A 25,323-nucleotide genomic window follows, 5' to 3' on the forward strand; every position below is an offset into this window, starting at 1 on the left:
TATTAATAATTTGTGTTATGTTAAATTGTTTTCCAGTCTTTTTCTGATTACTTTTCCATTGCTATTTCTGGTTAATTCTTTTATGAAATAAATTCTGGAAGGACGTTTATAGGAGGGGAAGTTTTCTGACAGTTTTTTTTGAATTTCTTCAGAAAGAACATCAGTGGCTATTCCGTTTTTTTCCACCAGATATAATACTGACCTGGCAAGATCATCATCATCCAGGTAATAGCTGATGGCACATTCATTTACCTGCCTGAAGTTCTGTAATACATAATTTTCTATTTCAATAGGATTTACCCAGCGTCCATTTACCTTAAATAGATCGTCTTTTCTGCCGTGATAGATGTAGGAGCCATCTTCATTTTGAGAACACAGGTCTCCTGAAAAATACCAACCTTCTTTATATTTTATTTTATTGGTTTCTTCTTTTTCCCAATATGAACTGAGTGTGCTTTTTGGAGGATAAATGCACAGTTCACCTATCTCTCCATAGTTTTCTATTGTTTCATCGGGCGTGTCGATCCTGCTTATTTTTATATGGTAGCCGGGAACGGGAACACCTAGTGATGAATTTTTACTTTGTTCTTGTAATTGGTGGTTGCACATGAAAATATGCCCTATTTCTGTAGAGCCAATTCCGTTGATAATCGTTTTATCAAATACTGTCTCCCATTCTCTGATGATGGATTCCGGAAGGGAAGAACCTGCGGATATAAATAATCTTATGCTATTGAACTCATTTTTTGAAAAGTTCTCGTGCTGATGAAGAATTTCCGCATATACTTTTGGGGTCCCAAATAAAATGGTGGGTTTATAAAGCCTTATGTTTTTTTTCAGATAATCAACTGTGAACCATTTTTCATCAATTATCACAGAAGCTCCTGTGAGCAACGGAAAAAACAGACTGTTTCCTAATCCGTAACCGAAAAACATCTTGGAAACGGATAATATGATGTCTTCTTTAGCAATTTCCAATGTCTTTTGTGCAAATAGCTCTGTATTTGTAAGCATAGTATGGTGCCTGTGCTGTACTGCCTTTGGATTACCGGTAGTTCCGGAAGTATATTGCCAGAAAGCAACCGGATTATTTTCTGCATATTCAAATTCCAATTCCAAAGAAGCGGCAGGGAAATTTTGAGGAGATAAAAATTTCTGCAAATAATTTATTGAACCATATTCTTTTACTGAAGGATTATTTACTATGATGCAATCATTTATAATGTGGTATGAGCTATGTATAGTATGATAAAGCCTAAGATATTGGTGATTATCTATAATAACCCCTGTTGCTTTAGAGTCCAGTAAGATATATTCTAATTCCGAATCCTGAATTAAAGGGTTAAGGGGAACGGGAATGCACCCGATGGATATTAAAGATAAGAATGAATAAATAAATTCCGGTGAATCATTCATAATCAGAATCACCCTATCTCCACAACCAAATTTTCCTGTAGATCTTAGGCTGGTGGCAACGGTTATTATTTTTTCGGCTATTTCTTTTCCCGATAGGCTGTTAAGATCATAGAGGATTTGGTTTTCATTATTATATAACAATAAATTTTTAATGATATTCCTTGATGTATTCATAGAGTATATATTATCACTCCTGACCTTAATTTTAAAGTCAGAGTATGTAAATGATTAATCTGATTTTGATTTTTCTATCTAGAAAAGATTGCTATATCTCCTGATTTATCTAACGGGAAGTATTGGAAAATTAGTGGGTTAATTTTTGTCATTTGTTTGTGTTTTAAAGAGGGATTGTTATTTGGAATTAAATTTTATTTTAATACATCATCGAAAGTTGATTATCTGTGGTAAGATCTCTGCGAAATTATAAATTTACTGCTATAGCTATATGGGTATTGTGTTATAATTTCTGAAAAAAAGTAATTTTTCTTTGGTGCTTATTTTAGAATTTTTGAATCATAAGACAGTATGGTGTAGAGAATAATAATATGTTATTAATGTTGTATTATTGATTCTGTTTTTGGAAATATGTTGGTATTTTACTTTGTGTAATATATAAGTGTTAAAGTTTTGAATTGTTGTAAATGGGATATCTTACTGTGTATTTCTGTAAGTATATTGAAGTAGGTATATGAGAAGAGGTTGTCTTTTTTATGGTGTCTTTTTCTGAATATATAACATTCATTTTTTAATAAATGAAAGTGAATTTTTTTTGTGTATAGGTTTGTCAAAGAAAATATTAACTACATGATAATATTTCATGTATCTTAATGATCAAAAAAACTATTTTTCTATAAATACTAATATTAAAACTAATTCTTACCTTACCAATGCTTTAGTACTATTGCAATCGAATTAAATTTATACTGATGATTTGGAAAAAATATCTTAAACAGATTGATACGCAGAGATAACGAAAGTCAGCCAACAGTTGACTGTAGCTTCTACCATAATTATTGATATGAATTACTTACAGAAAAACAATGTAAGGAAAGCTCTTTTAAAAACAACTTCTTTTTTTGTTGTCACCATTGTTAGTTTTATATATACGATACTCACATCAATAATATATGATAAAATTATAAATGTAGTACTGTATTTGTTTTAACTAAGGAATAAGGTGGTATGTTATTTTTGTTTATTTTTTTTGAAATATTTTCATTAAATCGGAAGTTATTAATCATTTGCTTTCCATCAAACTGAAGAATTAAAAGAATTTTATTTATTGTAGAATTTACTGATAATAAAGTGATTTCCCCCTCTTTTTTTTGTTAATATTTCCGAAAATATTACTTATAATACTTTGAATATCTGATTAAAGTATGTAACCTTGTAATTAGAATATTAGTTGTCGTTGAAATGAGTTAATATCCCTCATAAAATTCTAAAAATATAAATGACCATTCAGCAATCTTAAATTAACACACAGAAAAAATAGCTTGATTCAATGACAACATATGTATTCTAAAATGGATAATTATATTGGGTATACAATAGAATATGCTGTACATATATAATAGTAAATCCAATTTTATAATTCTCATAAAAACACAAATTCTAACATACAAACAACATTCATGATTTTCGATTTTAAAAATATTCATATTGGAGATTTAATAAGCAAACGTGTTGAGGAAAAGGCATTTGATTCAGTCCGTGTCTGTAATTTTTTAAAATGTACTGACAAGGAATGGGAAGTAATACAATCCCAAAAGTCTTTGGATACCAATATTCTTTTAAGATTAAGCACATTGCTTGAGTATGATTTTTTCAGGCTTTATTCTCAGTATCTGATTTTATATGCTCCTCAGGGTTCAAACTATAATAAAGCCGGAGATAAAAAGTCCTCATTACCCTATTACAGAAAAAATATTTATACAAAGGAAATTGTAGATTTTATCTTAGAGCAGTTAGAAAATGGCATTAAGACAAAATTACAAATTATAGAAGAATATAGGATACCGAAAAGTACTTTGTATAAATGGATTAACAAATATAATAACTTAAAAAAAGAAAAGTAAGAAAATATGAAAAACACACCTGATTATAAAAAAATTTACGATGATATGTTAATTATAAAACATCCAGAAAGAAAAGAAGAATTTCAACAATTATTATCTAAATCTGATTTTTCAGCACTTGACATTATTGAAATAAACAAAGTACTTTTTAGCGGAGGTTTTGAAGAAAGCGCAAGATTTAATCAAAGACATCGTTCCTATGATCCTTCAACCATTATCCACATATTAGAATATCAGAAAAAGAATAAATTGAATAATTCTCAACTTGCCAAACACTTTAAATTAAGCAGAAATACAGTGACAAAATGGAAAAGTCATTTTTAATAAGGAGTTTCAATGATTTTATATACTCTATTTAACCCAATTATTTTATAGGATCTTCCCCCTATTGTACAAATGAAGACATAAAGAAACCCTCTAGAATAATCTAAAAAAACTAAAATGAGAGAAATAAGTAAGATAATGTATAAGGTGTTATTAATGGCAATACTCTATTTGAATATCAGCTTTACTTTTGCACAAATTGGGATAGGAACCGAAAATCCGCAAGGAATTTTACATGTAGATGGGGCTAAGGATAATGTTACTACAGGTAGTCCAACTGATACACAGGTTATTAATGATATTGTAATTAATAAAACAACCGCATTTATTGGAGTAGGCACTCTCAATCCTCAGGTAAAATTAGATGCGAGGTCGGTAGGTACTGAAAATGCTTTAGGGCTGGGTACTACTACCATGACAGCGAACGAAGCGGGTGCAGGTACTGTGCGATATGATGTTGCTGATATACCTGTAGGAGCAAAAATTGAAGTTTCGGATGGATCCGTATGGAATAAAGCCTATGTAGCTCCTCAAAAAGCGGTGGTAGTTGTGCGTAAAATTACAAGTCAGTCAATACAACAGGGGATAGCCACTACTATTGGAAATTGGAATGTGGTACGTGATATGAGTAACAGTTTTATTCCGGCTACAGGTGAGTTTACAGCTCCTCGTAATGGTACTTATACTTTTTTATTAACCTTTAATTTTAATGGAGTCATTATTAATGATGGATCCAGAGTTGAGTCTCAGTTTTATAATCCTGTAAGCAATACAATTCTGGCTAGCGTCTATAAAACTTTCGGTCAATCGATGACGGGGACTCCCGACGATGCAAATTCTGTTCGTTCAACACAAGCCGGAGGTTCAAGTACGGTTACGCTTACCTTAACTGCTGGCACAAAAGTGGTGGCTAGATTATATCATAACCTTACCTCAGGTGCTGTTTCGCTTAGGGTCACCAGTAATTCTTCAGATCCTGCAAATCCTGATGATGGATTTAATAATTTAACCATTATAGAACATTAAAAGATAGATTATGAAAAAGAAATTTAATATTGTATATAATTGGCTGCTTTGTATTTTAATTCTTTCAGCAAGTAAAATGACGGCACAGGTAGGTTTTTTTACTCTGAATCCTGTACATTCCTTACAGATAGATGCTGCAAAAGACAATGGTGCAGCACCAGATGCAGCACAGCTATCTAATGATGTAGTTATGACATCAGAGGGTAAGTTAGGAATTGGGGTTTTACATCCCATAACTAAAGTAGATCTGAGGTCGGTAGATAATAAGGGGCTTATCGGTGTTGGTACTAACATACAAACTCCTTCCGAGGCAGGAGGTGGTGCTATACGCTATAACACAGGTGGTTTTTTAGAATATTCTGATGGTGAACAATGGATTGCCTTGCCACTGACGGCACCGACTAAGGCGCTTGTGAATGCCAATAAAAGTTCTGCAAAAAATATACAGAGCAACGCTGTTACCTACATTGATGGATGGGTGGAAACGGTAGATTTAGGTACTGGACCGGATGGAGATTTTGATCCCGTCAATGGTATTTTTAAAGCGCCACGGGATGGGTTTTATTTGGTTTCTTTCAATATTACTTTATCCAATGGCAATATCCCTAAAAATACATTTTTAGAAACAGCAATAGAAAGCAGCCAGAGCACAGATAATATTTCCATATTTAAAACAGTCAATTCTTATCCGGCATTTCAGGCTGGTGCAGTAAATAATTATATAAGTGGTAATTGCAATGCCATTTTTAATCTTAAAAAGAATGATACTGTAAAGTTTAGTATTAAACACACTTTAGGCAGTGCAAGAAATACTTTAAATGACAGTAAATTAAATAATTTAAGCATTAGCGAGCTGTAAAAAGTATACCAATGACTATAAGACACTATAAAATTAAAAGCGTAGTAACCGCTTTCATACCTCTGTTGTTCATTGTAACAGAGGTTAATGCCCAAATTGGATTAGGGGTACAAAATCCTACTAATCCTGTTGAAATTAAAACTGATGCAGGTAAAGTAATCATTGATAAAACAGGAAAGGTAGGCGTGTTGCTTGCCAATCCAAAGGTAGCTATAGACCTGCGTGGCGGCTCCAATGGTTCGGTGGCGATAGGAAATACCGATAAAACAGCCAGCCAGGCAGGTGCGGGTGCCCTTCGTTATGTTGCAAGCCCGGCAATTGGTGTGAAGGGCTATTTAGAATTTTCGGATGGTACCAATTGGGTTAGTTTTTATCCTAAAGGGAAACCTCGCATTGTGGTAATGGCTAAGAAAATAACACAGGATACCTATGTATTTGAAAGTGCCACACCCTCCGAAATAGGAACTAAATCAGGGATTGTTCAACGACGTTCATCCTATTTGACTAATTGGACAGAAGTATTGGACTCTGATTCTGGGGTTCCAACCACGAACTTTACACCTGCAACAGGTGAGTTCATCGCCCCACGTGATGGTGTGTATTTTGCAACCTTTACATTTGCATTACAACCCAGCCAGGTAAATACGGGTGGTAATAACCAGACGGAGGCTATCTGGGAAGTTAGAAGCCCCGCAGGGATAATTACTCAAAGGGTAAAAACAAATAACGGCTATGCTTCGGATACTGGTGCCAGTCCTAATGTTGTACCCGTAGGTTCGGCATGTACGGTAAGTGTATATCTGAATAAAGGAGATAAATTAAGACCTTTTACTTGGATTACGGTAGGGTTTGATGGAACAATAAGCCAGTTTGATATTTCAGGAAGTGGAGGCTATAATGCGCTCACCATAGTTGAGCAATAAAGTATAGCAAAATATAATATATCTTATGGTAACAAAGATAGATATTTGTTACAAGTTAGAAAATAAAGGTACCATTACTAAAATGGCACCTTTTAGTTTTCATCATTCTTAATTTATTGCAGACATAAAAATATTACTAAAATATGTTGTATTGGATTTTATGTCTGATACAAAGCCTTAAGCTGTTTGATTCTCAAACTTTTCTAAATAAAGCTATTCTGTGAATCGTGCTCATATACATACTATAATAGATATTGTGCGAATGAAATTAAAATAAGTAAGGAGGAGGTGTTTTCCCGAGTCTTGAATACTGGCATTCCTCCATAAGGCCATACTTCATGTAAGTACTCATACGCTTTACGAATCGTTGTATCCATTCATCAGGAAGAAAAGACATAAATTCATTCCGCATAATAGCCGTCTCATGAAACAGTCCGTTCTCATGGGCAGACGGATTTCTTCCCTGTAGTACAGAAAGCATTTGTATTCTTATTTTTTCCAACTCTTTTATAGGACAAAGTCCATAGGTGTCATCAAAGACGGCGATCCATATCATCCATCGATTGCAGGGTATAATATGTTCGTTGGGAATTGATAATGCTTCAGGAGTCATTCTTGCAGCCGCCATATGCAGCATCTGCAGTTTGTATTTTGCTCTTACCTCTTCAGTCAAAAAAGTGTAAGCGTTATCATACCAGTCATCAGCAGCTTTTTTCATAAGCTCTGTAGGGGCTGAAATACCATCGGCCCAGGGATAGTATCCCGGAGGGAAAAAGTCCTTGGGGTTAATTGTTAATTTTCTCTCTGTTTTCATAGGTTTGATGAATAGATTTTTTTAAAATAAATTTGTCAAACGGGTTATCATGGTGTATGATCATTTATATTGAATAAAGCCTGCAGATCCTCATTGCTCACAATAGGTCCTACAGCTTCCTGTATCCTGTATTGTATAACCGGTTGAAGTGTTTTATTATTCCTTTACAAAAATGCTGTGTGGAATAATAAGATCATCACCCTCTTTACCATATTGCGGGATAATAAATGCTTTATGTTCATATCGGCTGGTTCCCGAGTTATAATACCAGTTGGCACAGCCGCTAACATGCAGTTTAATATGATAAACATGATCGTATGCCGCCTCTTGAAATTCACCAAAATCAGGAAGATTATTATGCAGGTGATCGAGTTCCTGAGCATGGGCGTTATGTATTCTCATTGCTTCTGTACATGCTTCCTGGTAAGAAAGTTTATATTGATTTCTTAGAACGAAGATAATATTCAGACATTCATGATCTATTTCAATTTCTTTTTTCAGAGAGACAAAGTCGTTCTGAACGGCAATAAGCAAACATAGAAGTTCCCTGCAACGCTGCATAATGGGATGATTATAAATATGAACGGGTAGTGCGTAATTAATAGCAGGATCTGTCAGGTCACCATAAGGCATCATGCCGATTGAGTATCTTCGGAAACTTAGATAGTGGGCAAGCAAAGGATATGTTCTGTTTTCAGCTTGCTTAAAAGGTATTTCTTCTGCGATACCATACATAATGAATTCATAAAAATTGATAGAAATACGCTCTATCCAAAACTGTGGCATGCCATTAGCAAGCCATTCCTTTCTTGCCGCTGCCATTTGGCGCAAAATGCCGATTTCATCTTCACGAGGATCTTCACCCATCATCACTTCATACACCCGATCTGCAATGACTTCCAGTTCTTTTGCAGGAGTCATCCCGAAATAGTCATCAAAAAGGGTGATATAGATCATCATTCTGGCGCAGGGACGCATACGTTCTATGCTGTCGCAGGTAGGATTCATATAGGTGGCAACTCTCGATAGAAACTGGGGCTTACATCTTCTTATCCCTTCTTCGGAAATAAAAGTATAATCATTATCATACCAGTCTTTTTCTTCATCATCAAAAGCATTGGCAATAGGGCTATTCACTGTAGGCCAGGGGTAATGGCATTTAGGAACAATTAATTCTTCTCTCATCGTTATCGTATTATATTATTAAAAATTAAATTATAGTAGATCGTGTGTTTTAATTATTTGTTCCAAGAGATTTTATGGCATTTCCACTCCCTGGAAATATGTTTTACCTCAATTTTACCTCAAAATCCAAAGGTATTGTGTCTTGCCCGTTAGTACTTCCATAAGACTATTTGTTCAGCCGAGTGTATTCCTTTTCAGCATATTGATCACTGGAATGATAACGCAAAGTATCCTTTATGTACCAGGTATTCAATCCTTGAATCATCATTCCCTGATAAAGTACATATTGATATACTTTGTCGTTCCACTCACCAAAATCTGGCAGGTTTTTGTGCAGAGCAACAAATTCAGCTATATCTTCATTATGAATGGATACTACTTTTTGTGTCGCCTCCTCCAATGAGATATTTTCTTCATGCTGTATAATAAGTACCAAATTAATCACTTCTCCTTTTCTAGCAATTTCTTTTTTCAATGAATACACATCATTTTGCCAGCTCATTATTCTACTCGTTAATGCCTGAATTCGCTGGATTACAGGATGAGCAGAAATCTCTTTAGGCAAAACAAATCCAAGCCCAAGTTCAGCCCAGGGTTCATAGGCATACATGGCAATGCTATATTCCCGGAATATCATATAATAGTTCCGCGGAGGAAATGTTCCTGTTGTCTTATAAGGGGCTTCAGCACGCATTCCGTATTTTATATAACGATCCATAAAAAAGGTGAATGTTTCCAGCCATTCGGGAGATGTAACTGCAAGATATTCATCCCTGATCTGTGCCATTATTTTATCATGAGGATGCGCATCAGGCAGTGGCTGATTACCTTTGAGGATACCAATTATTCTTTTATGTATATCATCTACCTCTTCAACAGTACATAATCCGCAATAATCATCAAAAGTGGTAATCCAGATCATGAAGCGATTGCAGGCACTTGCATGCTCATAAGTTGGTGCTATAGCAAGCATCCTGGCGGTGGCCCCGTGTAGGCCCATGCGTTTATAACTTTCACGGGTTTTCGCAGATAAAAAGGTAAAGTCAGTATCCAACCAGCTTTCTAAATCTTCCTTCATTTGATCAAAATGAGGATTTACCAAATCTGGCCATGGATATTCAAAAATTAATGCGTAAGGTTGTTCGAAATGTCTAACTTCAGATTCCATTTAATTAGTTTTATTTTTGGTTATTCTATTATTAATAATCGTATTTAATTGATTATCAAAGGTGATTATGCCCGAAAGTTTCTTTTAATTCTGAAAGGTTGGGAAACTTGGTATTATAATGATCAAGTTTGGTGAAAATATTCTTCCGATCACTTAGCATCATATACATATAATATACCCAATTAACCACAGCTTCTTGCCAAATACCAAAATCAGGAAGAGAGGCTTGCATTTGTATAAACTTAAGGTCTTTATCAATTTAACGGATTGTATAAGAGAATCATTTTTTTTGCTATTCCTTTATAAAAATACTGTGTGGAATAACAATATCATCACCTTCTCTACCGTACTGAGGTACAATAAATGCCCTATGTTCATATCTGCTGGTGCCTGAATTATAATACCAGTCTGCACAACCACTTATTTGCAATTTAATATGATAAACATGATTATATGCATCTTCTTGAAAAGGACCAAAGTCTGGAAGAGATTGATGCAAATCATCCAGCTCCTGAGCATACGCGTCATGTAGTTTCATGGCCTCTGTACAGGCTTCCTGATAAGAAATTTTATATTGATGTCTTAGAATAAAAATAATATTCAAAGATTCACTTTCTATTTCAAGCTCTTTTTTGAGAGAGGCAAAGTCATTCTGAATCACAATAATCAGAGATAAAAGCTCTCTGCAACGCTGTATAATGGGATGATTGTAAATATGAACAGGTAATGCATAATTAACTGAAGGATCTATCAGATCTCCATAAGGCCACATCCCTATAGAATATTTCCGGAAACTAAGATAGTGGGCAAGTAAGGGATATTTTCTATTTTCAGCTTGTTTGAAGGGGATTTCTTCCATCATACCATACATGATAAATTCATAAAAGTTAATGGAGACACGGTCTATCCAGTACTGTGGCATGCCGTTAGCCAGCCATTCCTTTCTTGCCGTCGCCATTTGGCGCAAAATGCCAATTTCATCCTCGTGTGGATCTTGACCCATCATTACTTCATATACACGGTCTGCCATTATTTTCAATTCATTTGCAGGGGTCATTCCAAAAAAATCATCAAATATTGTGATATAGATCATTAATCTTGCACAGGGACGCATGCGGTCCATGCTGTCGCATGTTGGGTTCATATAAGTAGCGACCCTCGATAGAAACTGGGGTTTACATCTTTTTATTCCCTCTTCAGAAATAAAGGTATAGTCATTATCGTACCATGCTTTTTCTTCATCATCAAAAGCATTGGCAATTGGACTGGGAATAGTTGGCCACGGATAATGGCATTGTGGAAGGATTAATTCTTCTTTCATATCTATTATTTTATATTATTAAAAACTTAATTATAGTATTATGGTGTGTTTTAATTACTTGTTATAAGAAATCTTATAGCATTTCTATTCCCGGGAGATATGTTTTACTTCAAAATCCAAAGGTATTGGGTCTTGCCCGTCAGGGGTTACTGCAAAGCCATCCGGGAAATACCTTTGCGTCCCTCCTTCATAGTACCAGGCATTGCAACCAGTTACCATCAGCTTCATGTGATAGACATAATTTTCCACTTCTTTCTGATAAGGGCTGAAATCGGGTAGGCCTATAGATAAAGATTCCATTTCCTTTACAAATTCATCATGTATTCTCAGCCCCTCAATGCAAGCTTCTTCAAATGATATGTTCTGCTCATTTTGTAAGATAAATATGATATTGAATCTTTCCGATTCTATAGTCATTTCCTTTCTTATCGACGCGTAATCATTCTGAATGGCAATAATAGTGGCAAGAAGCATTACCAGGCGCTGAATAACCGGATGATTATAAATGTCGACAGGGAGTGCAAATCCGGTAGCCGGCTCTATCAGGTCACCATAGGTTACCATACCTATAGAATAGGCACGGATCATCAGATAGCGGGCAAGTGATGGATCGGTTTTGTTGAATTTAAAAGGAGTTTCTTCCATGATACCATACGTAATGAAACGATGAAAATTGGTGGCAATCCGGTCGATCCAGAACTGTGGCATTCCGTTGTCCATAAATTCCTTTCTTGCTGCTGCCATCTGGCGGAGTATCCCCCTTTCTTCAGGCTGGGGATCTTCCCTGGTCATTACTTCAAAAATCCGGTCTCTGAAAACTTTTAACTCTTCCAGCGGCATAAGTTCAACGTAATCATCGAAAGTAGTTACATAGACTGCAAATCTGCCAATGGGGCGAAAAATATCCCGGTCGGAAGTGGTAGGGGACATAAAAGCCCCTACCTGAACAAGTCTTTGTTTTTTGTATCTTTTTATAGATTCCGGGGTCATGAAACCATAATCCGTGTCATACCAGGTGCTTTCTTCTTTATAAAAAGTTTCACTGATCGGACTGTATACTGTAGGCCAGGGATAAGTAGGCTTCGGGATGTGAACGATGTTTTGCATGATCAAGTTTTCGGTTTTAAGTTTTGGACTTATTGTTTGATTATATTACTTGAGTTAGGATTTTTTTTGATTTCCATTCAACTCAGCATTGGTATAGTATTTCAGTATTACAGACTTATTTTTCTGATACTATACTTGATGCCCATATTCGGGTCTTGGATATTCTCCCGGTACTTTATAGCGGGTTGAACTGCCTTTATGATACCAGGCACCCAGTCCTGAGATCATCAATGTCATATGATGTACAAAATTTTCTACATCCTTTTGAATAGGGCCAAATTCAGGGAGATTGGCCTGTAACTCCACAAATTCTCTGATATAATCATCATGCATACGCATAGCCTCAATACAGGCTTCTTCCAATGAGATTTTGTATTGGTATTTCATGACGAGTATGATGTTGAGTACTTCAGTGTCCACTGCCAATTCTTTTTCTATGGATGCAAAATCATTCTGGATAGCCATGATACGGCACATCAGCATCTTCAGCCTTTTGATAACAGGATGTCTTGAAACAGCGCTCGGCGCAATAAAACCCATAGATGGTTCAACAGGGTCACCATAAGGATACATAGAGATTGAATATTCACGGATGAGTAGAAGATTGTTTAGTGTCGGAAATTCCTGTTTTAATTTATAAGGAGTTTCCTCCATAATTCCATATGTAGTGTAATCATAGAAAGACGCTGTCCAACGTTGAAGCCAATTATCATTAATATAAGGACGGAACTCATCCCTGCTCAATGCAACCTGTCTCAGTAACCCGATGTCTTCAGGTCTCGGGTTTTCTCCCAGCATTATATCCATAATACGATCTCTGATGGGAGCTAATTCTTTTACAGGACAAACTTCATAATAGTCATCATATAGCGTTAGCCAAACCATAAACCTTGCAATGGGTCTCATCTGTTCCATTGTTTTGGTGGCAGGAAACATATACGATGCAGCCTGTACCAAGCCATGCTTTTTGTATTTGGTTCTTGTGGCTTCGGACATAAACAGGTAGTCTTTATCAATCCAGTCATTCTGCTCCTCATAAAATGATTCTGCAAAAGGAGCAATTTTATAGTCCCATGGATATTGTAAAACAGGAACATCTGATTGTTTCATATTTATTATAATTAAAAATTTATTCTTGTTGAGTATCCTATCAACTCGGGTTCAAATTTTATTCAATTCAGTGCCGGTATATTATTCTGGTATTGTTGATTTGTTTTTCTGGAGTTATCCCTGCTGAGTATATTCCGGTCTGGGATATTCTCCCGGGATTTCGTAATGAGGTAATTTTCCCGAATGGTACCAGGCTCCCAATCCTGAGATCATCAACGTCATATGATGTACAAAGTTTTCTACATCCTTTTGAATAGAACCAAATTCTGGGAGATTGGCCTTTAGTTCTACAAATTCCCTTACGTAGTCATCATGCATTTGCATAGCTTCCATACAGGCTTCCTCCAATGAAATTCTATATTGATTTTTTAAGACAAGTATTATATTGAGCACATCCGGTTTCATTGCCAATTTATTCTCTATAGATGCAAAGCTATTCTGGATAACCATAATACGGGACATCAGTGTCTTCAGCCGCTTAATAACAGGGTGTTTCGAAACAAAATTCGGTGCAATAAAGCCCATAGAAGGTTCAACGGGGTCAGCATAAGGATAGATAGAGATTGAATATTCACTCATGAGGAGCAGATGGCTTAATGTTGGAAACTCATGCTTTAATTTATAGGGAGTTTCCTCCATAATTCCATAAGTGGTGTAGTCATGGAAAGAATCTGCCCAACGTTGAAACCAATTATCATTAACGTAAGGACGGAACTCATCCCTGCTCAATGCAACCTGTCTCAGTAACCCGATGTCACCTGGTCTGGGATCTTCGCCCAGCATTACATTCATGATGTCATCTCTGACAGAAGCTAATTCTTTTACAGGGCAAAGCTCATAATAATCCTCATATAAGGTCAGCCAGACCATAAATCTTGCAATGGGTCGCATCTGTTCCATGGTTTTGGTGGCGGGAAACATATATGAGGCCGCCTGTACCAGATTAGTTCTTTTGTATTTAGTTCTCGTTGTTTCAGATATAAACTGGTAGTCTGTATCAATCCAATCATTCTGTTCGTTATAGAATGATTCTGCAAAAGGTGCAACTTTATAGGCCCAGGAATATTGTAAAACCGGGATATCCGATTGTTTCATTATTATATATTTTAGGTTACAAAATATTCTTGTTTAAAGTGTTATCGAATCTGATTCAACTTATCTTTTAGTTCTCTTGCTTCTGGAAACTCCATGGCATTATAACGATCCAGTTTTGTAGATACATTTTTCCATCCACTAAGCACCATGCTCATATAATGAACCCAGTTAACCACTGCATCCTGCCACATTCCAAAATCAGGAAGAGAAGCCTGTAATTCTACAAATTCTTTCAAGTCTTCGTTGTGAAGGCGCAAATCCTCAAGACAGGCCTCCTGCAGAGACATCTGCCGCTCATGCTGAATCACCTTTACAATATTGTAATAAATACTGTCGGTTGCTTCATCTTTCAATACAGATTGTACTTCATTGAAAAAAGTAACCAGATGGCATGCCAGAGTTTGTAAACGGATGATCACGGGATGCTCGTGGATTTCTTGTGGGAGTACGATTCCTGTCTCCAATTCCGTAAGCTGCAGAAAAGGATAAAGGCAGATTGAATTTTCACGCAAAGCAATGCATTCGCTCACACTGGGATAGGCTTTATTTTTCTTAAATCTTAATTCAGTTTCTAGTCCTATAAAATACCTGCTGATCATTTTCGTGAAACGGACCACTGATTCTTGCGGGATAAACTCCAGCAATTCTGCTCTTAATGAAGCCAGCATAGAACCTAAGGGTATTCCTGAGTCCTCAGCATTGATCTCGCCATTCAGTATGGCAATAGATTTGGCGTGTACATATCCTATATCTTCAGGTTCACTTTCTTCATACAGATCATCATTGTACAAGGTCCACAACATCAGTCTGCAGATGGGTTTGAACCGTTCAGGTGATGCTGTTGGAAACCATTGCGCCGCAATATGCGCTGTTTTGGTTTTTTTGTACTTTTTTCGAAGATCGGGGTTCTGTTCATACAGCCAGAGATATTCTCCATCAATCCATTGATTTTCAGTGAGCTGTTGTAATTGTTCGGCATTGGGGTTTTTTAATGTGGGGAACGGATACCTGAACTGTTTTCGAAGGAGTTCAAGGGTACTAAAATTTTCAGTATTCATATTGTGATGATTATTGGTTTTGTTTTATACTAATATACAATCGTATTGTGTTATAATTGTATTTTATTTCACAAAAAGTTGAAATTTAATATTAATGTTTCTTGAAATATCAATATTGATGCGGATATTTTAAATAGAAAAAATCATTAAATAGGGTAAGAAATTCGGAATATATTAAATTGTATTAATCCATTTAATACTTTTTATGACGCCATTTTAACACAAGAAAACCCTGATAATATAAAATTGAAAAAAGAAATAGGGTAGAATCTGGAAAATGTTAATGATATTTTGGAATGCCTCCAATATTTTTTGTCTTTAATGAAATCTGATCTTTGAATAAATATATTTTGTAAATCAATTTTACTTGGCCATTCTTTATTACAATCAAGTATTAAAAAGTAATTATATAAAAACCTAATTGATGTAATAAGAGGGAAAGAAATTAATAACATATTCGTAAATATAATCAGTCTATTGTAATAAAATGAGTATGTTATTATTTCAGAAATCATTCAGTATAGATTTATGATTTTAGTACTGCTCAATGTACCTTCGCCTAAAAATTATTGTTTTCGAATATCCCTGATCATCCCTTTAGAATCCAAGTGTAGTTTTGAATATATTGATATGATCACATTTTCGCCTATCACTGCTACTGATAATTCTGAGAGATATCTCTGGAATTTTTAGACATATTAAAAAATACAAAAACACAAAAGAAAATGAAAATATACCTATTGTAATTTCTCAACTAACATCCGGATAGACAGCATTCATACAAAAAGTCTATAAAATCAACTACAGGCCTACAAAGAACAAGTGCCTGCAAAATGTATATCTCAAAAATGGAGGTCTATTCAATATACAGACATTTCCGGATTTGATTATATAATGATTGAAAAACGCAGATCTAAATTTCAAAATAACAAAATTAGATTTCAGCTTGTAAGATATTCATTATTAGCGAGTTGTTTCTTGTAGTCTTTGTTTGAAATTCAGACTAAAAAAATTATTTAATATTTATTTTCTATGAAATTAAAACCAACCTATTATGATGTCCGAAAATATACTTTTCGGTCGGCATGGATTATTTTGATGACTTTCAGTAGTTTTACTGCTGTAAAGTCTCAAAATTTGCTGACGGAGAGTTTCAATTATGTTTCCGGTACATTGCTTACGAATGCCAATTGGTTACAGTTTGCGGCAGGAACACCTACGATAGCCGTATCCAATGGAAACCTCCCCAGCACAGGTACTATTGTCAATAATTTTGGGAATAAAGTATCTTTGGCAAGCAGCGGGCAGGATTTGTACCGTAGCTTTACAGCAGTAGCACTTAATACCACAACACCGGCGGTATATGCCAGTGCTGTGGTGAATGTATCTGCTGCACAGGCTGCCGGAGATTACGTGATTTCCCTGAATGATATTGCCCGGTTATATATCCGGTCCAATGGCACAGGGTTCAGTTTTGGAGTGATGAGATCCCCAGGAACTGTTGCTTATGAATCAACTGTAAGACCTTTCAATACTAATATCAGGGTGGTTTTAAAGTATGAACAGGTAACAGGAGCATCCAATGATATCGTTAAGCTATATGCAGATCCCGCATCAGGAACAGAACCTTCTACAGCTGATATTTCCCACACCGGGACAGCTGCAGATATGACCTCAGTTTCATATATTGCGTTAATGCAGGGAACGGCGGCTAATGCTCCGACCCTTGAAGTTGATGGGATCACAGTAGGTACAACATGGGCAAGTGTTACTTCAGCTATTTATGATTATGGTGATGTTCCTTCCTCTTATGATTTCACCAAGGACGGAGTTTATGCACCTGCCGTACATTCCCTTGTTCCTAATTTTTCATTAGGAAGTGTGCTTCCGGATTCTGAGCTGACTCCTAACAGTGTTTCCTCAGGGGCAGATAACAATGGAGCAAACGGAGATGGTGCTGATGAGGACGCTATCAATATTGCAACCAATCAAATCAGGAAAGGAATACCTTATACTTTAAACGTACCGGTTAGTAATGCATCCGGAACAAAATATCTATATGGCTGGATCGATTTCAACAATAATGGAAAGTTTGAAGCCGGAGAATTTGCAACGGTTGCTTTCAGTACTACAGGAAGCAGTATCCAGGTTCTTACCTGGCTTCCAGCACAGACCTCTACCATTGCAGCAGGAGCTACTAAGCTTTATATGAGGCTTCGAACTTCTGACAGGGTATTGCAGGATTTTACGACAGCGGCGAGTGGGGGTGCTGTTATTGATGAGAGAAGCATTGGAAACGGTGCTGTTTCTACAGGTAATGCAGCGGACAACGGTATAGTAGCTGGAGGAGAAGTGGAAGACTATCAGATAGAAGTAACCAATACATTCGACTACGGAGACGTACCTGCTGCCTTTGAGAATGATAAGGATGGAAATCCTTTGCCGGCATTGCATGCTCCGCTTTCAGGATTTACTATGGGAACTCTTCTGGATACAGAAATTTCTCCAAACAGTGTTGCTGCAGGAGCTGATAATAATGGAACCAATGGAGACGGAGCAGATGAAGATGGTATTACATCGTTAACGAGTGTAAGCCGTAATGTGGCTTACAGTATCACTGTTCCTGTGAATGTTCCGGGAACCCTGACAGGAACCAAATACGTATATGGATGGTTGGATATAAACGGAGACGGACGATTCCAGATAGGAGAATTTACCACTACCACCATAGCTGTAACGGGTGCTACAAATGCCACACTAACATGGACAGCGGCTCAAACAGCTTTGATTCCAGCAGGAACTTCCAAAGTATACGCAAGGCTGAGGCTTTCCAATTTGTCGCTTCTTGACTTTAATTCAGGGAGTAATAGTGCTGTCATTGATGAAAGAAGTATAGGAAATGGAGCTACGGCCAGTAATAATGCTGCTAATGCTCTTATTACTGCTTTTGGAGAAGTGGAAGACTATCAGCTGCCTGTGGATTTATATGATTTCGGGGATGTTCCTGCTTCTTATGAGATCAATAATGCAGGTGTTTCAAACCCTGCAAGACAGATTGCTACTCCTCAGTATAAGATTGGCTCTGTTATAGATAGCGAGGGTGCTGTGCAGAGTGTAACAGTTGGTAATGATAATAATGGAACCAATGGTGACGGTATTGATGAAGACGGCTTTTCTGGAACCCTTCCTGTTATTACAAAAGCGGCTCCATTTAGTTTTTCAGTACCGGTTACAGTTCAGACTGCATCATCGGTTATTGCATGGATAGATTTTAACAATAACGGAAAGTTTGAAGCCAGTGAAGCTTCTTACACATTGGCAACTGGTTCTGTTACAGGTTATCAGTCGGCTTCTGTTGGTACTTCTGTAAAAACATTTTGGTTTAGAGGAACACAGACGAATACGATACCGGACGGAATCAATAATCTGTATGTAAGGATCAGGCTTACGCAGACTGCAGGTACAGATAACACTGTTACAACAGCTGTGGATGAGCGTTCCATAAGTGATGGTGCTAATACGGGGATCTATACGATTCCGGTTAATGGAGAAGTGGAAGATTATCGTTTTACGGTAATCCGAAATCTAGACTTTGGAGATGCTCCGGAAAGCTATGAAATGGATAAGGACGGTTTGGGAAATCCTGCGAACTTTAAACCTGCAAGGAATTCTGCAACAGATGCTTTGTTTTTAGGAATGTCTTACACGCTGGAACCAGGTCCATCTTCTGTTGCTTCTGGAACGGATAATAATAATCCTAATGGCGATGGACCTTCTGATGACGGCCTTTCCCTGGATCAACTGCGTATCCGTACCAATGCTGTAAATACATATACTGTAGGAGTAAATAATACTACAGGAGCTGCGGCTACACTGTATGCCTGGATAGATTTTAATAATAATGGAAGATTTGAAGCAAGTGAGTTTGCTACAGCACCGGTTGCCAATAATGCCGTATCTGCGAATGTCAGCTTCACAGCGGCTCAGGTGAATACTATTGCAGCTTCCACCGGAAAAGTATACATGAGATTAAGATTGGTACAGCCCAATGCCGAATTAACGATAGCAGATCTTACTACAGGCACTAATGCAATGGTAGTGGATGAAAGAGCTATTGCAGATGGGCTTAGTACAGGATTGTATACTTCTGCTTCTCTAGGGGAAATAGAGGATTATCAGCTGATCATCACAAAAGATTACGGAGATGTACCCGACAGTTACGAAAATGGAATTCCTGCATCTCATACCAACAGTATAATTCCTGAACTTATTATTGGGACGACAGTAGACTATGAGCTTATTAACAATGCGGTAGCTTCAGGAGATGATAATAACGGGACCAATGGAGACGGTGCAGATGAAGATGGAGTGATTACACCTCAAACTATTACAAGCGGTGCTCCGTTTACACTGACTGTACCCGTTAATACAACCGTTACCGGGACGAAGAATCTGTATGCATGGATTGATTTTAACGGAGATGGCGTATTTAACGGAAATGAAGCTTCAGCAGTTTCTGTATCAGTAACTGCAGGTACTACCAGTAACTTTACTCTAACCTGGAATTCCACAAATGCATCACCTTCTGTAATTTCAGCAGGAAAAACCTATGTGAGACTACGTCTTTCAGGAACCGCTCTTACCAATAGCAACAGCGCTAATGTTGTATTGATAGATACACGAAGCTTTGGACAGGGTGTTGATGAAGGAGAAATTGAAGATTATCAGTTTCAAGTGAGTAACTTATATGACTATGGTGATGTACCTGCTAATTTGTACGAATATACCAAAGACGCAGTGCCTGTATACCAGCCCGCACGTCAGGCTTCTTCTTCTACCTTAAGATTGGGTAACACAGTAGATATTGAATCTGCTCCAAATGCCGTGGCAGCTAATGCTGATAATAACGGAACCAATGGAGATGGAACGGATGAAGATGGTATTACTTCAGTAATGCCCGTTTATAAAGGAATTAATTACTATTCTAAAGTGAGTGTACTGAATAATACAGGTGCCGCAAAAACACTATATGGATGGATTGATATTAATAATAATGGAAGATTTGAAGCTTCTGAGTTAGCTTCAGTTTCAGTACCAACTTCTGCATCTCAACAAACAGCAACACTTTTATGGACAGGAACCAGTACCAATACTATTCCTACAGGTACCACTAAGGTGTATATGCGTCTGCGTGTATCTGAAAATCTTTCTATGAGTGATTTTGTGACAGGTGTACCAGGTGCATTAGTGGATGAACGCTCTATAGGAGATGGGCTTAATACAGGTCTTTATAATATAGCCTATGGTGGTGAGGTGGAAGATTATCTTTTACCTGTAATTACTGATTTAGATTATGGAGATACTGCTCATGCTTCTTATGAAACAAGCCGAACTAATACGGTAGCTCCTGCAAGACAGGCATCCAGTCAGGGATTATATCTTGGTAATAATCCGGCCGATTATGAAGTGGTAAAACAAATACAAACGGGGAATGCTTTAGGAGATGATACTGATGGGGAAGACGATGAAGATGGAACAGTACCGGGACCTGTAGTGTCTGGTGGTGGTTATAGCTTAAATGTTACGGCAACAAATAGTACAAGTGCTGCCAAAACACTATATGGCTGGATTGATTTTAATAACAATGGCAGCTTTGAAGCCTCAGAAGCAACTATGGCTTCAGTTCCTGCAGGAGTTAGTCAAGGAAATATAGTTTTGAACTGGGCAACAACTGCCACTAGTATTGTTGGAAATCCAAGCCAACTATATATGCGTTTACGTATATCGGAAGGTGTATTGACTGATTTTATAACTGGTGCTCCGGGACTTGTAGTAGATGAACGTGCACTTGCTGATGGCCTTAGTACAGGAGAATATGCTGCCAGTCCTGTAATATACAATGGTGAGATTGAAGACTATACTATTCCGGTAGCCACTGATTTAGATTATGGTGATGTTCCTGTGAGTTATGAAAAACCAGGTGCAGTCTTGATTCCTGCCAGACAAATTTCAAGTGCAGCATTACAGATAGGAACAACTCCGGACATAGAACCTTCTGCACAAAGTGTAGTTGCAGATACTGATAACAACACAACGAATGGTGATGGACTGGACGAAGATGGAGTAAACCCTAGTGCAAATGAAGTAATAAGAGGAACAGCATTTTCTTTACCTGTAAAAGTAACGAACGTTATAGGATTAGCAAAAGTATTATATGGCTGGATCGATATAAATAATAACGGAGTATTTGAAAGCAAGGAAGCGACCTCTGTTTCAGTTCCTAATAATACTGTAAATGGAACCGTTACGCTTACATGGACAGCAGCAAATACTGCTGATATAGCGACTTCAAATGTGTATCTGCGCCTGAGATTATCAGACGGAACCCTTACTGATAATACGGTTACTGCTTTATATGACGAAAGAGCTGTTGGCGACGGCCAGACTACAGGAGCTTATGCAGCCAATGCATATCGTGGAGAGATTGAAGATTACAGACTTCATGTTACTTCTCCAATTGCATGTTCAGGTACTGCCAATATACCTGCTAATGGAACAATAACAGTTAATGGGATTCAGGTAACTTCTTCATCTTCAGGTAATGTGACTTATTATACTCCTGCTTACGGAAGTTGTAGCGGAGATACTATTAGCCCGGGATCATTATGGGTGGGTAATAACTCGCAGACTACTGCTACGCCAGCTTCTGCATGGTCTGTTACCTTTACCTTTGATAAGCCCGTTAATGATTTGGTAATTCTATTATCAGGTTCAGGAAATACCTATAATGAAGATTTTATTTTCAATTCCAATGGGGGAGCAGTATCTCTCTTCTCTAATAATTCTTGTTATTCAACAATTAATGGAAATAAAATAATCTCTGGTCAGGGTTCGCCTCCGGGTACTGGAGGTGGTGGTGTTTTCAAAATCAGTGCGCCAAATGCTTTTACAACATTAACGATCAATGGTGGAGGCGGTGCCAATGGTACCTTAATAGCAATGTGTTCGGCAAGTATTACGCCGCAGCCGCCTGTTATTAAGCAACTTACTCCTGATGACCAAACGGTATGTACAAATACAACACCTGCAGCGATTGCAGTTTCTGCAACAGGAACAGGAACATTGAATTATCAATGGTACAGTAACACAACTAACACCAATACTGGAGGAACAATAATAGCTGGGGCTACATCTGCAAGTTATACACCGCCAGCATCTTCTGTTCCGGTAACAAATTATTACTACGTAGTGATTGCAGATGATAATGGAAGTACAACCTCACCTTCGGTAGATGTTATTATAAATGATTGTACAGGAGTACCATGCTATAAACCAGGTGCTACGACTGGTGGAGCAACATTAATTAGCAAGGTAGGAATCACCTCGTTAGACAGATCAATGGCACAAGCTGATAACTGGCCTGCAATACGTAGCGGAGCATGGCTTGTATTGGAAGCTAAAACCAAAGGTTTTGTACCTAACCGATTGCCTTTTGATGCTTCAGGTAACCCTGTGGGAATTCCTGCTGCTAATTTCGTAGAAGGGATGATGGTGTATGATACAACAAATAAATGCCTGAAAGTGTATACCTCAACAGATGGTGGAACTACATTCAGCTGGCAATGTATGAACACACAGACATGTCCTGATTAATTAATAATAAATATTCATTCCGGAATCCAGAAATTGGATTGCCATTCCGGAATGGATTTTAACTGTTAAAAAAACAAAAAATGAAATACACACATCAATATGTCATATTTTTAATAGTGACATTTTTAGCAGGGTGCCTTTCGGTTATCTCTGCACAGGAAAAAAGTCCTTTAACGAACAGCGTTTTAAATTTTGAAGGAACGGGCTTTCATCCCGGAACAAAAATGTTGAGACTTTCAGGGGCCTCATTGCAACGTACTGATAACAAAAGAGCTTCCCTTAATGATAAAGGAATAGTAGTCGGGGAAAGCGGATTATATCAGATTTCTTTTTCTGGCAATATGCGGGAAAATGACAATTTTGAGCAAAAAGAAGAATATGTTGTATATATCAACGGTACGGAAGTGATGAAAGGCTATGAAGTTCCTTCACCTCCTACAGGAGTTCTGTCTTTTCAAAAAGAGCTAAAAAAGGGTGATATATTAAGTATCGGGACTACTGCTGATGATAAGGACCTGAAGAGTATGGCCGGAATTAATATGCTGTCGATGAGATTGCTGAAAAACTAATTGTGTAACTATAAAGCAACAATGAAAAAAACAATAACAACAATCATTCTGTTCGCCGCGATAGCTGTACAGTCACAGGTCGCCATAGATAAACCGAACATAGCGAATGGTTCTGTTTCTCTCGAGTTTGGTGATACGGAGAACAAGGGAATAATTCTTCCTTATGTTACCTCCAAAAGCGGGATTACAGAAAACGGGACAATAATTTATGATGCTTCAGATTTTAAAATTAAATACCTCAAAGACACCAACACCTGGTTTGACTTAAGCGTGGATCCCACGGGAACGGCTGATCTAAGCATCCAGGGAAGTGATAAAATAGAACAGCCAGGGGCTAAAGTAACTATTTATTCCACAGCAAGTGCAGATGATGCTTTGCAGGGAATTCTTGTGCTGGGAGATACAGATAAGGCAATGATATTGCCCAAAGTTGCCAGCCCTCATCTGAATATTATCAACCCAAGTGCGGGAATGATGGCTTATGATACTGTTAAAAAACAATTGGCGGTTTATAATGGCAAAGTATGGACATTTTGGAAACCATAGATTTTAATTGATACCATCTTCGGCCAGGTAGTTGTGATAGGAAATACTCTGCTTTGGCCGAAGCTTTATGCCATGGATAAAATATAACAGGATTGTTGGAGAAAGTAAAAAAGAACTTTTAGAAATAATGGTAAAATTCGTTTATAGATCAAAAGTATCAATACCTTTTTTTGTAGAATAACTGTTACGAGATGCTATACTGTTTTTAAACACTAAAAGACTGAAAAATATTTTAAATGATAGACCTGAAAAGAGATTAACATAGGATGACCAATAGAAAAAATGGAAAGAACGGGTGGAAGACATCTAAATTTTTTAAATGTCAAGATGAAGAGATAAAAGCTATGTTTGCAGATGTTCTTATGAAGTGGTCGAAACTCTTGGAGTATGATTTTTTCAGATTATATTCTCTGTTCATCCTCTTCATCGATTAATGCTAAAAGTAAAAACTAAAATATGGCTTCTCTGTTTGTTTTCAGAAAAAAATATACATAAAATTTTTTGATTTTATATTAGAATTAGTAATAAAACAGTAGAAAAATGAAGCAACAGATCGTAACGGAATATAGAATTCATAAGACAACCCTCTATGAATGGATCATTAATATTAGGAATCAGAAGAAAAATAATTACCACAACCTAGTCTGAAAAGCACAATTAACAAAATATGGAAGAAACAAGCCCTGATTACAAAATGATCTTCACTGATATCATTACCGAACAATTTCCTCACAAAAAAAAAATATGCCAAAACATTTTAGGAAAAGAAAAGTTATCAACGTTCGATATTATAAAATTAAATAAACTATTATTTGAAAAGGAAAACAAGGAAAAAAATACCTTCAATCAAAAGCATCGTTCTTACGACACATCTACAATTCGGGAAATCTTAGATTATCAAATAAAAAATAATCTAAATAATACAGAACTGGCAAATTACTTTATGCTGAGCCGAAATTCGGTAACGAAGTGGAAGAAGATGTTTAATATCAATCAATAGGATAAGATGATTTAAGATTTTTCATCTGTATTCGTTCTATCATTTTCTTATCATTCAAAATAAACACAAAC

General features: G+C 36.9%; 18 protein-coding genes. 9 read left to right on the forward strand and 9 right to left on the reverse strand.

Annotated elements, in window-relative coordinates; all coding sequences use genetic code 11:
• Nucleotides 1-15 precede the first annotated feature (15 nt).
• Entirely contained in the window at nt 16-1,590 is a 1,575-nt protein-coding gene (locus CHSO_RS10145; RefSeq protein WP_045495548.1) for an AMP-binding protein, read from the reverse strand.
• A 1,460-nt stretch (nt 1,591-3,050) separates the two neighbouring features.
• Between CHSO_RS10145 and CHSO_RS10150 the strand changes: the two genes are divergently transcribed.
• The 5 genes from CHSO_RS10150 (at nt 3,051) to CHSO_RS10170 (ending at nt 6,626) form a co-directional block, all read left to right on the forward strand.
• Nucleotides 3,051-3,494, forward strand: a complete 444-nt coding sequence (locus CHSO_RS10150) for a helix-turn-helix domain-containing protein (protein WP_045495549.1) — start codon at nt 3,051-3,053, stop codon at nt 3,492-3,494.
• A 6-nt stretch (nt 3,495-3,500) separates the two neighbouring features.
• Nucleotides 3,501-3,818 carry a hypothetical protein gene (locus tag CHSO_RS10155; RefSeq protein ID WP_045495550.1) on the forward strand — a complete coding sequence of 106 codons (318 nt, stop codon included), beginning with the start codon at nt 3,501-3,503 and terminating at the stop codon, nt 3,816-3,818.
• 117 nt (nt 3,819-3,935) lie between these two features.
• Nucleotides 3,936-4,844, forward strand: coding sequence for a hypothetical protein (locus CHSO_RS10160; RefSeq protein ID WP_045495551.1), 909 nt, complete (start codon nt 3,936-3,938; stop codon nt 4,842-4,844).
• A 10-nt stretch (nt 4,845-4,854) separates the two neighbouring features.
• Entirely contained in the window at nt 4,855-5,703 is an 849-nt protein-coding gene (locus CHSO_RS10165) for a hypothetical protein (protein ID WP_045495552.1), read from the forward strand.
• A gap of 11 nt (nt 5,704-5,714) precedes the next feature.
• On the forward strand, nt 5,715-6,626 hold the full coding sequence (locus CHSO_RS10170) for a hypothetical protein (RefSeq protein ID WP_045495553.1): 912 nt from the start codon (nt 5,715-5,717) through the stop codon (nt 6,624-6,626).
• Between the two features lie 268 nt (nt 6,627-6,894).
• Here the strand turns inward: CHSO_RS10170 and CHSO_RS10175 are convergent, their stop codons facing one another.
• The 8 genes from CHSO_RS10175 to CHSO_RS10210 all read right to left on the reverse strand — a co-directional run bounded on the left by CHSO_RS10175 (nt 6,895) and on the right by CHSO_RS10210 (nt 15,484).
• Nucleotides 6,895-7,440 carry a terpene synthase family protein gene (locus CHSO_RS10175; protein WP_045495555.1) on the reverse strand — a complete coding sequence of 182 codons (546 nt, stop codon included), beginning with the start codon at nt 7,438-7,440 and terminating at the stop codon, nt 6,895-6,897.
• Nucleotides 7,441-7,596: 156 nt separating this feature from the next.
• Complete coding sequence (locus CHSO_RS10180) at nt 7,597-8,625, reverse strand: terpene synthase family protein (RefSeq protein WP_045495557.1); 1,029 nt, start codon at nt 8,623-8,625, stop codon at nt 7,597-7,599.
• 166 nt (nt 8,626-8,791) lie between these two features.
• Entirely contained in the window at nt 8,792-9,793 is a 1,002-nt protein-coding gene (locus CHSO_RS10185) for a terpene synthase family protein (RefSeq protein WP_045495558.1), read from the reverse strand.
• A gap of 292 nt (nt 9,794-10,085) precedes the next feature.
• Nucleotides 10,086-11,114, reverse strand: a complete 1,029-nt coding sequence (locus CHSO_RS10190) for a terpene synthase family protein (RefSeq protein WP_045495560.1) — start codon at nt 11,112-11,114, stop codon at nt 10,086-10,088.
• An 84-nt stretch (nt 11,115-11,198) separates the two neighbouring features.
• Nucleotides 11,199-12,221, reverse strand: a complete 1,023-nt coding sequence (locus tag CHSO_RS10195) for a terpene synthase family protein (protein ID WP_045495561.1) — start codon at nt 12,219-12,221, stop codon at nt 11,199-11,201.
• 129 nt (nt 12,222-12,350) lie between these two features.
• On the reverse strand, nt 12,351-13,331 hold the full coding sequence (locus CHSO_RS10200; protein WP_045495562.1) for a terpene synthase family protein: 981 nt from the start codon (nt 13,329-13,331) through the stop codon (nt 12,351-12,353).
• Between the two features lie 114 nt (nt 13,332-13,445).
• On the reverse strand, nt 13,446-14,426 hold the full coding sequence (locus CHSO_RS10205) for a terpene synthase family protein (RefSeq protein ID WP_045495564.1): 981 nt from the start codon (nt 14,424-14,426) through the stop codon (nt 13,446-13,448).
• Nucleotides 14,427-14,467: 41 nt separating this feature from the next.
• A complete protein-coding gene (locus tag CHSO_RS10210; RefSeq protein ID WP_045495566.1) occupies nt 14,468-15,484 on the reverse strand; it encodes a terpene synthase family protein in 1,017 nt (338 codons plus the stop codon).
• Nucleotides 15,485-16,516: 1,032 nt separating this feature from the next.
• On the opposite strand from CHSO_RS10210, the gene CHSO_RS10215 reads away from it, so the two are divergent.
• The 4 genes from CHSO_RS10215 (at nt 16,517) to CHSO_RS10230 (ending at nt 25,252) form a co-directional block, all read left to right on the forward strand.
• A complete protein-coding gene (locus CHSO_RS10215) occupies nt 16,517-23,137 on the forward strand; it encodes a beta strand repeat-containing protein (RefSeq protein WP_144428891.1) in 6,621 nt (2,206 codons plus the stop codon).
• Between the two features lie 80 nt (nt 23,138-23,217).
• On the forward strand, nt 23,218-23,706 hold the full coding sequence (locus CHSO_RS10220; RefSeq protein ID WP_144428892.1) for a hypothetical protein: 489 nt from the start codon (nt 23,218-23,220) through the stop codon (nt 23,704-23,706).
• Nucleotides 23,707-23,727: 21 nt separating this feature from the next.
• The gene (locus CHSO_RS10225; RefSeq protein WP_045495572.1) at nt 23,728-24,252 is read left to right on the forward strand and encodes a hypothetical protein; all 525 of its coding nucleotides are present in this window, start codon (nt 23,728-23,730) and stop codon (nt 24,250-24,252) included.
• A 667-nt stretch (nt 24,253-24,919) separates the two neighbouring features.
• Entirely contained in the window at nt 24,920-25,252 is a 333-nt protein-coding gene (locus CHSO_RS10230) for a hypothetical protein (RefSeq protein WP_045495574.1), read from the forward strand.
• Nucleotides 25,253-25,323 lie beyond the last annotated feature (71 nt).

Source organism: Chryseobacterium sp. StRB126, assembly GCF_000829375.1.
Taxonomy (GTDB): Bacteria; Bacteroidota; Bacteroidia; order Flavobacteriales; family Weeksellaceae; genus Chryseobacterium.

Coding starts and splice junctions, on each gene's coding strand:
- CHSO_RS10145 (WP_045495548.1), bottom strand. CDS start 1,590: ATGAATACATCAAGGAATATCATTAAAAATTTATTGTTATATAATAAT.
- CHSO_RS10150 (WP_045495549.1), top strand. CDS start 3,051: ATGATTTTCGATTTTAAAAATATTCATATTGGAGATTTAATAAGCAAA.
- CHSO_RS10155 (WP_045495550.1), top strand. CDS start 3,501: ATGAAAAACACACCTGATTATAAAAAAATTTACGATGATATGTTAATT.
- CHSO_RS10160 (WP_045495551.1), top strand. CDS start 3,936: ATGAGAGAAATAAGTAAGATAATGTATAAGGTGTTATTAATGGCAATA.
- CHSO_RS10165 (WP_045495552.1), top strand. CDS start 4,855: ATGAAAAAGAAATTTAATATTGTATATAATTGGCTGCTTTGTATTTTA.
- CHSO_RS10170 (WP_045495553.1), top strand. CDS start 5,715: ATGACTATAAGACACTATAAAATTAAAAGCGTAGTAACCGCTTTCATA.
- CHSO_RS10175 (WP_045495555.1), bottom strand. CDS start 7,440: ATGAAAACAGAGAGAAAATTAACAATTAACCCCAAGGACTTTTTCCCT.
- CHSO_RS10180 (WP_045495557.1), bottom strand. CDS start 8,625: ATGAGAGAAGAATTAATTGTTCCTAAATGCCATTACCCCTGGCCTACA.
- CHSO_RS10185 (WP_045495558.1), bottom strand. CDS start 9,793: ATGGAATCTGAAGTTAGACATTTCGAACAACCTTACGCATTAATTTTT.
- CHSO_RS10190 (WP_045495560.1), bottom strand. CDS start 11,114: ATGAAAGAAGAATTAATCCTTCCACAATGCCATTATCCGTGGCCAACT.
- CHSO_RS10195 (WP_045495561.1), bottom strand. CDS start 12,221: ATGCAAAACATCGTTCACATCCCGAAGCCTACTTATCCCTGGCCTACA.
- CHSO_RS10200 (WP_045495562.1), bottom strand. CDS start 13,331: ATGAAACAATCAGATGTTCCTGTTTTACAATATCCATGGGACTATAAA.
- CHSO_RS10205 (WP_045495564.1), bottom strand. CDS start 14,426: ATGAAACAATCGGATATCCCGGTTTTACAATATTCCTGGGCCTATAAA.
- CHSO_RS10210 (WP_045495566.1), bottom strand. CDS start 15,484: ATGAATACTGAAAATTTTAGTACCCTTGAACTCCTTCGAAAACAGTTC.
- CHSO_RS10215 (WP_144428891.1), top strand. CDS start 16,517: ATGAAATTAAAACCAACCTATTATGATGTCCGAAAATATACTTTTCGG.
- CHSO_RS10220 (WP_144428892.1), top strand. CDS start 23,218: ATGAAATACACACATCAATATGTCATATTTTTAATAGTGACATTTTTA.
- CHSO_RS10225 (WP_045495572.1), top strand. CDS start 23,728: ATGAAAAAAACAATAACAACAATCATTCTGTTCGCCGCGATAGCTGTA.
- CHSO_RS10230 (WP_045495574.1), top strand. CDS start 24,920: ATGGAAGAAACAAGCCCTGATTACAAAATGATCTTCACTGATATCATT.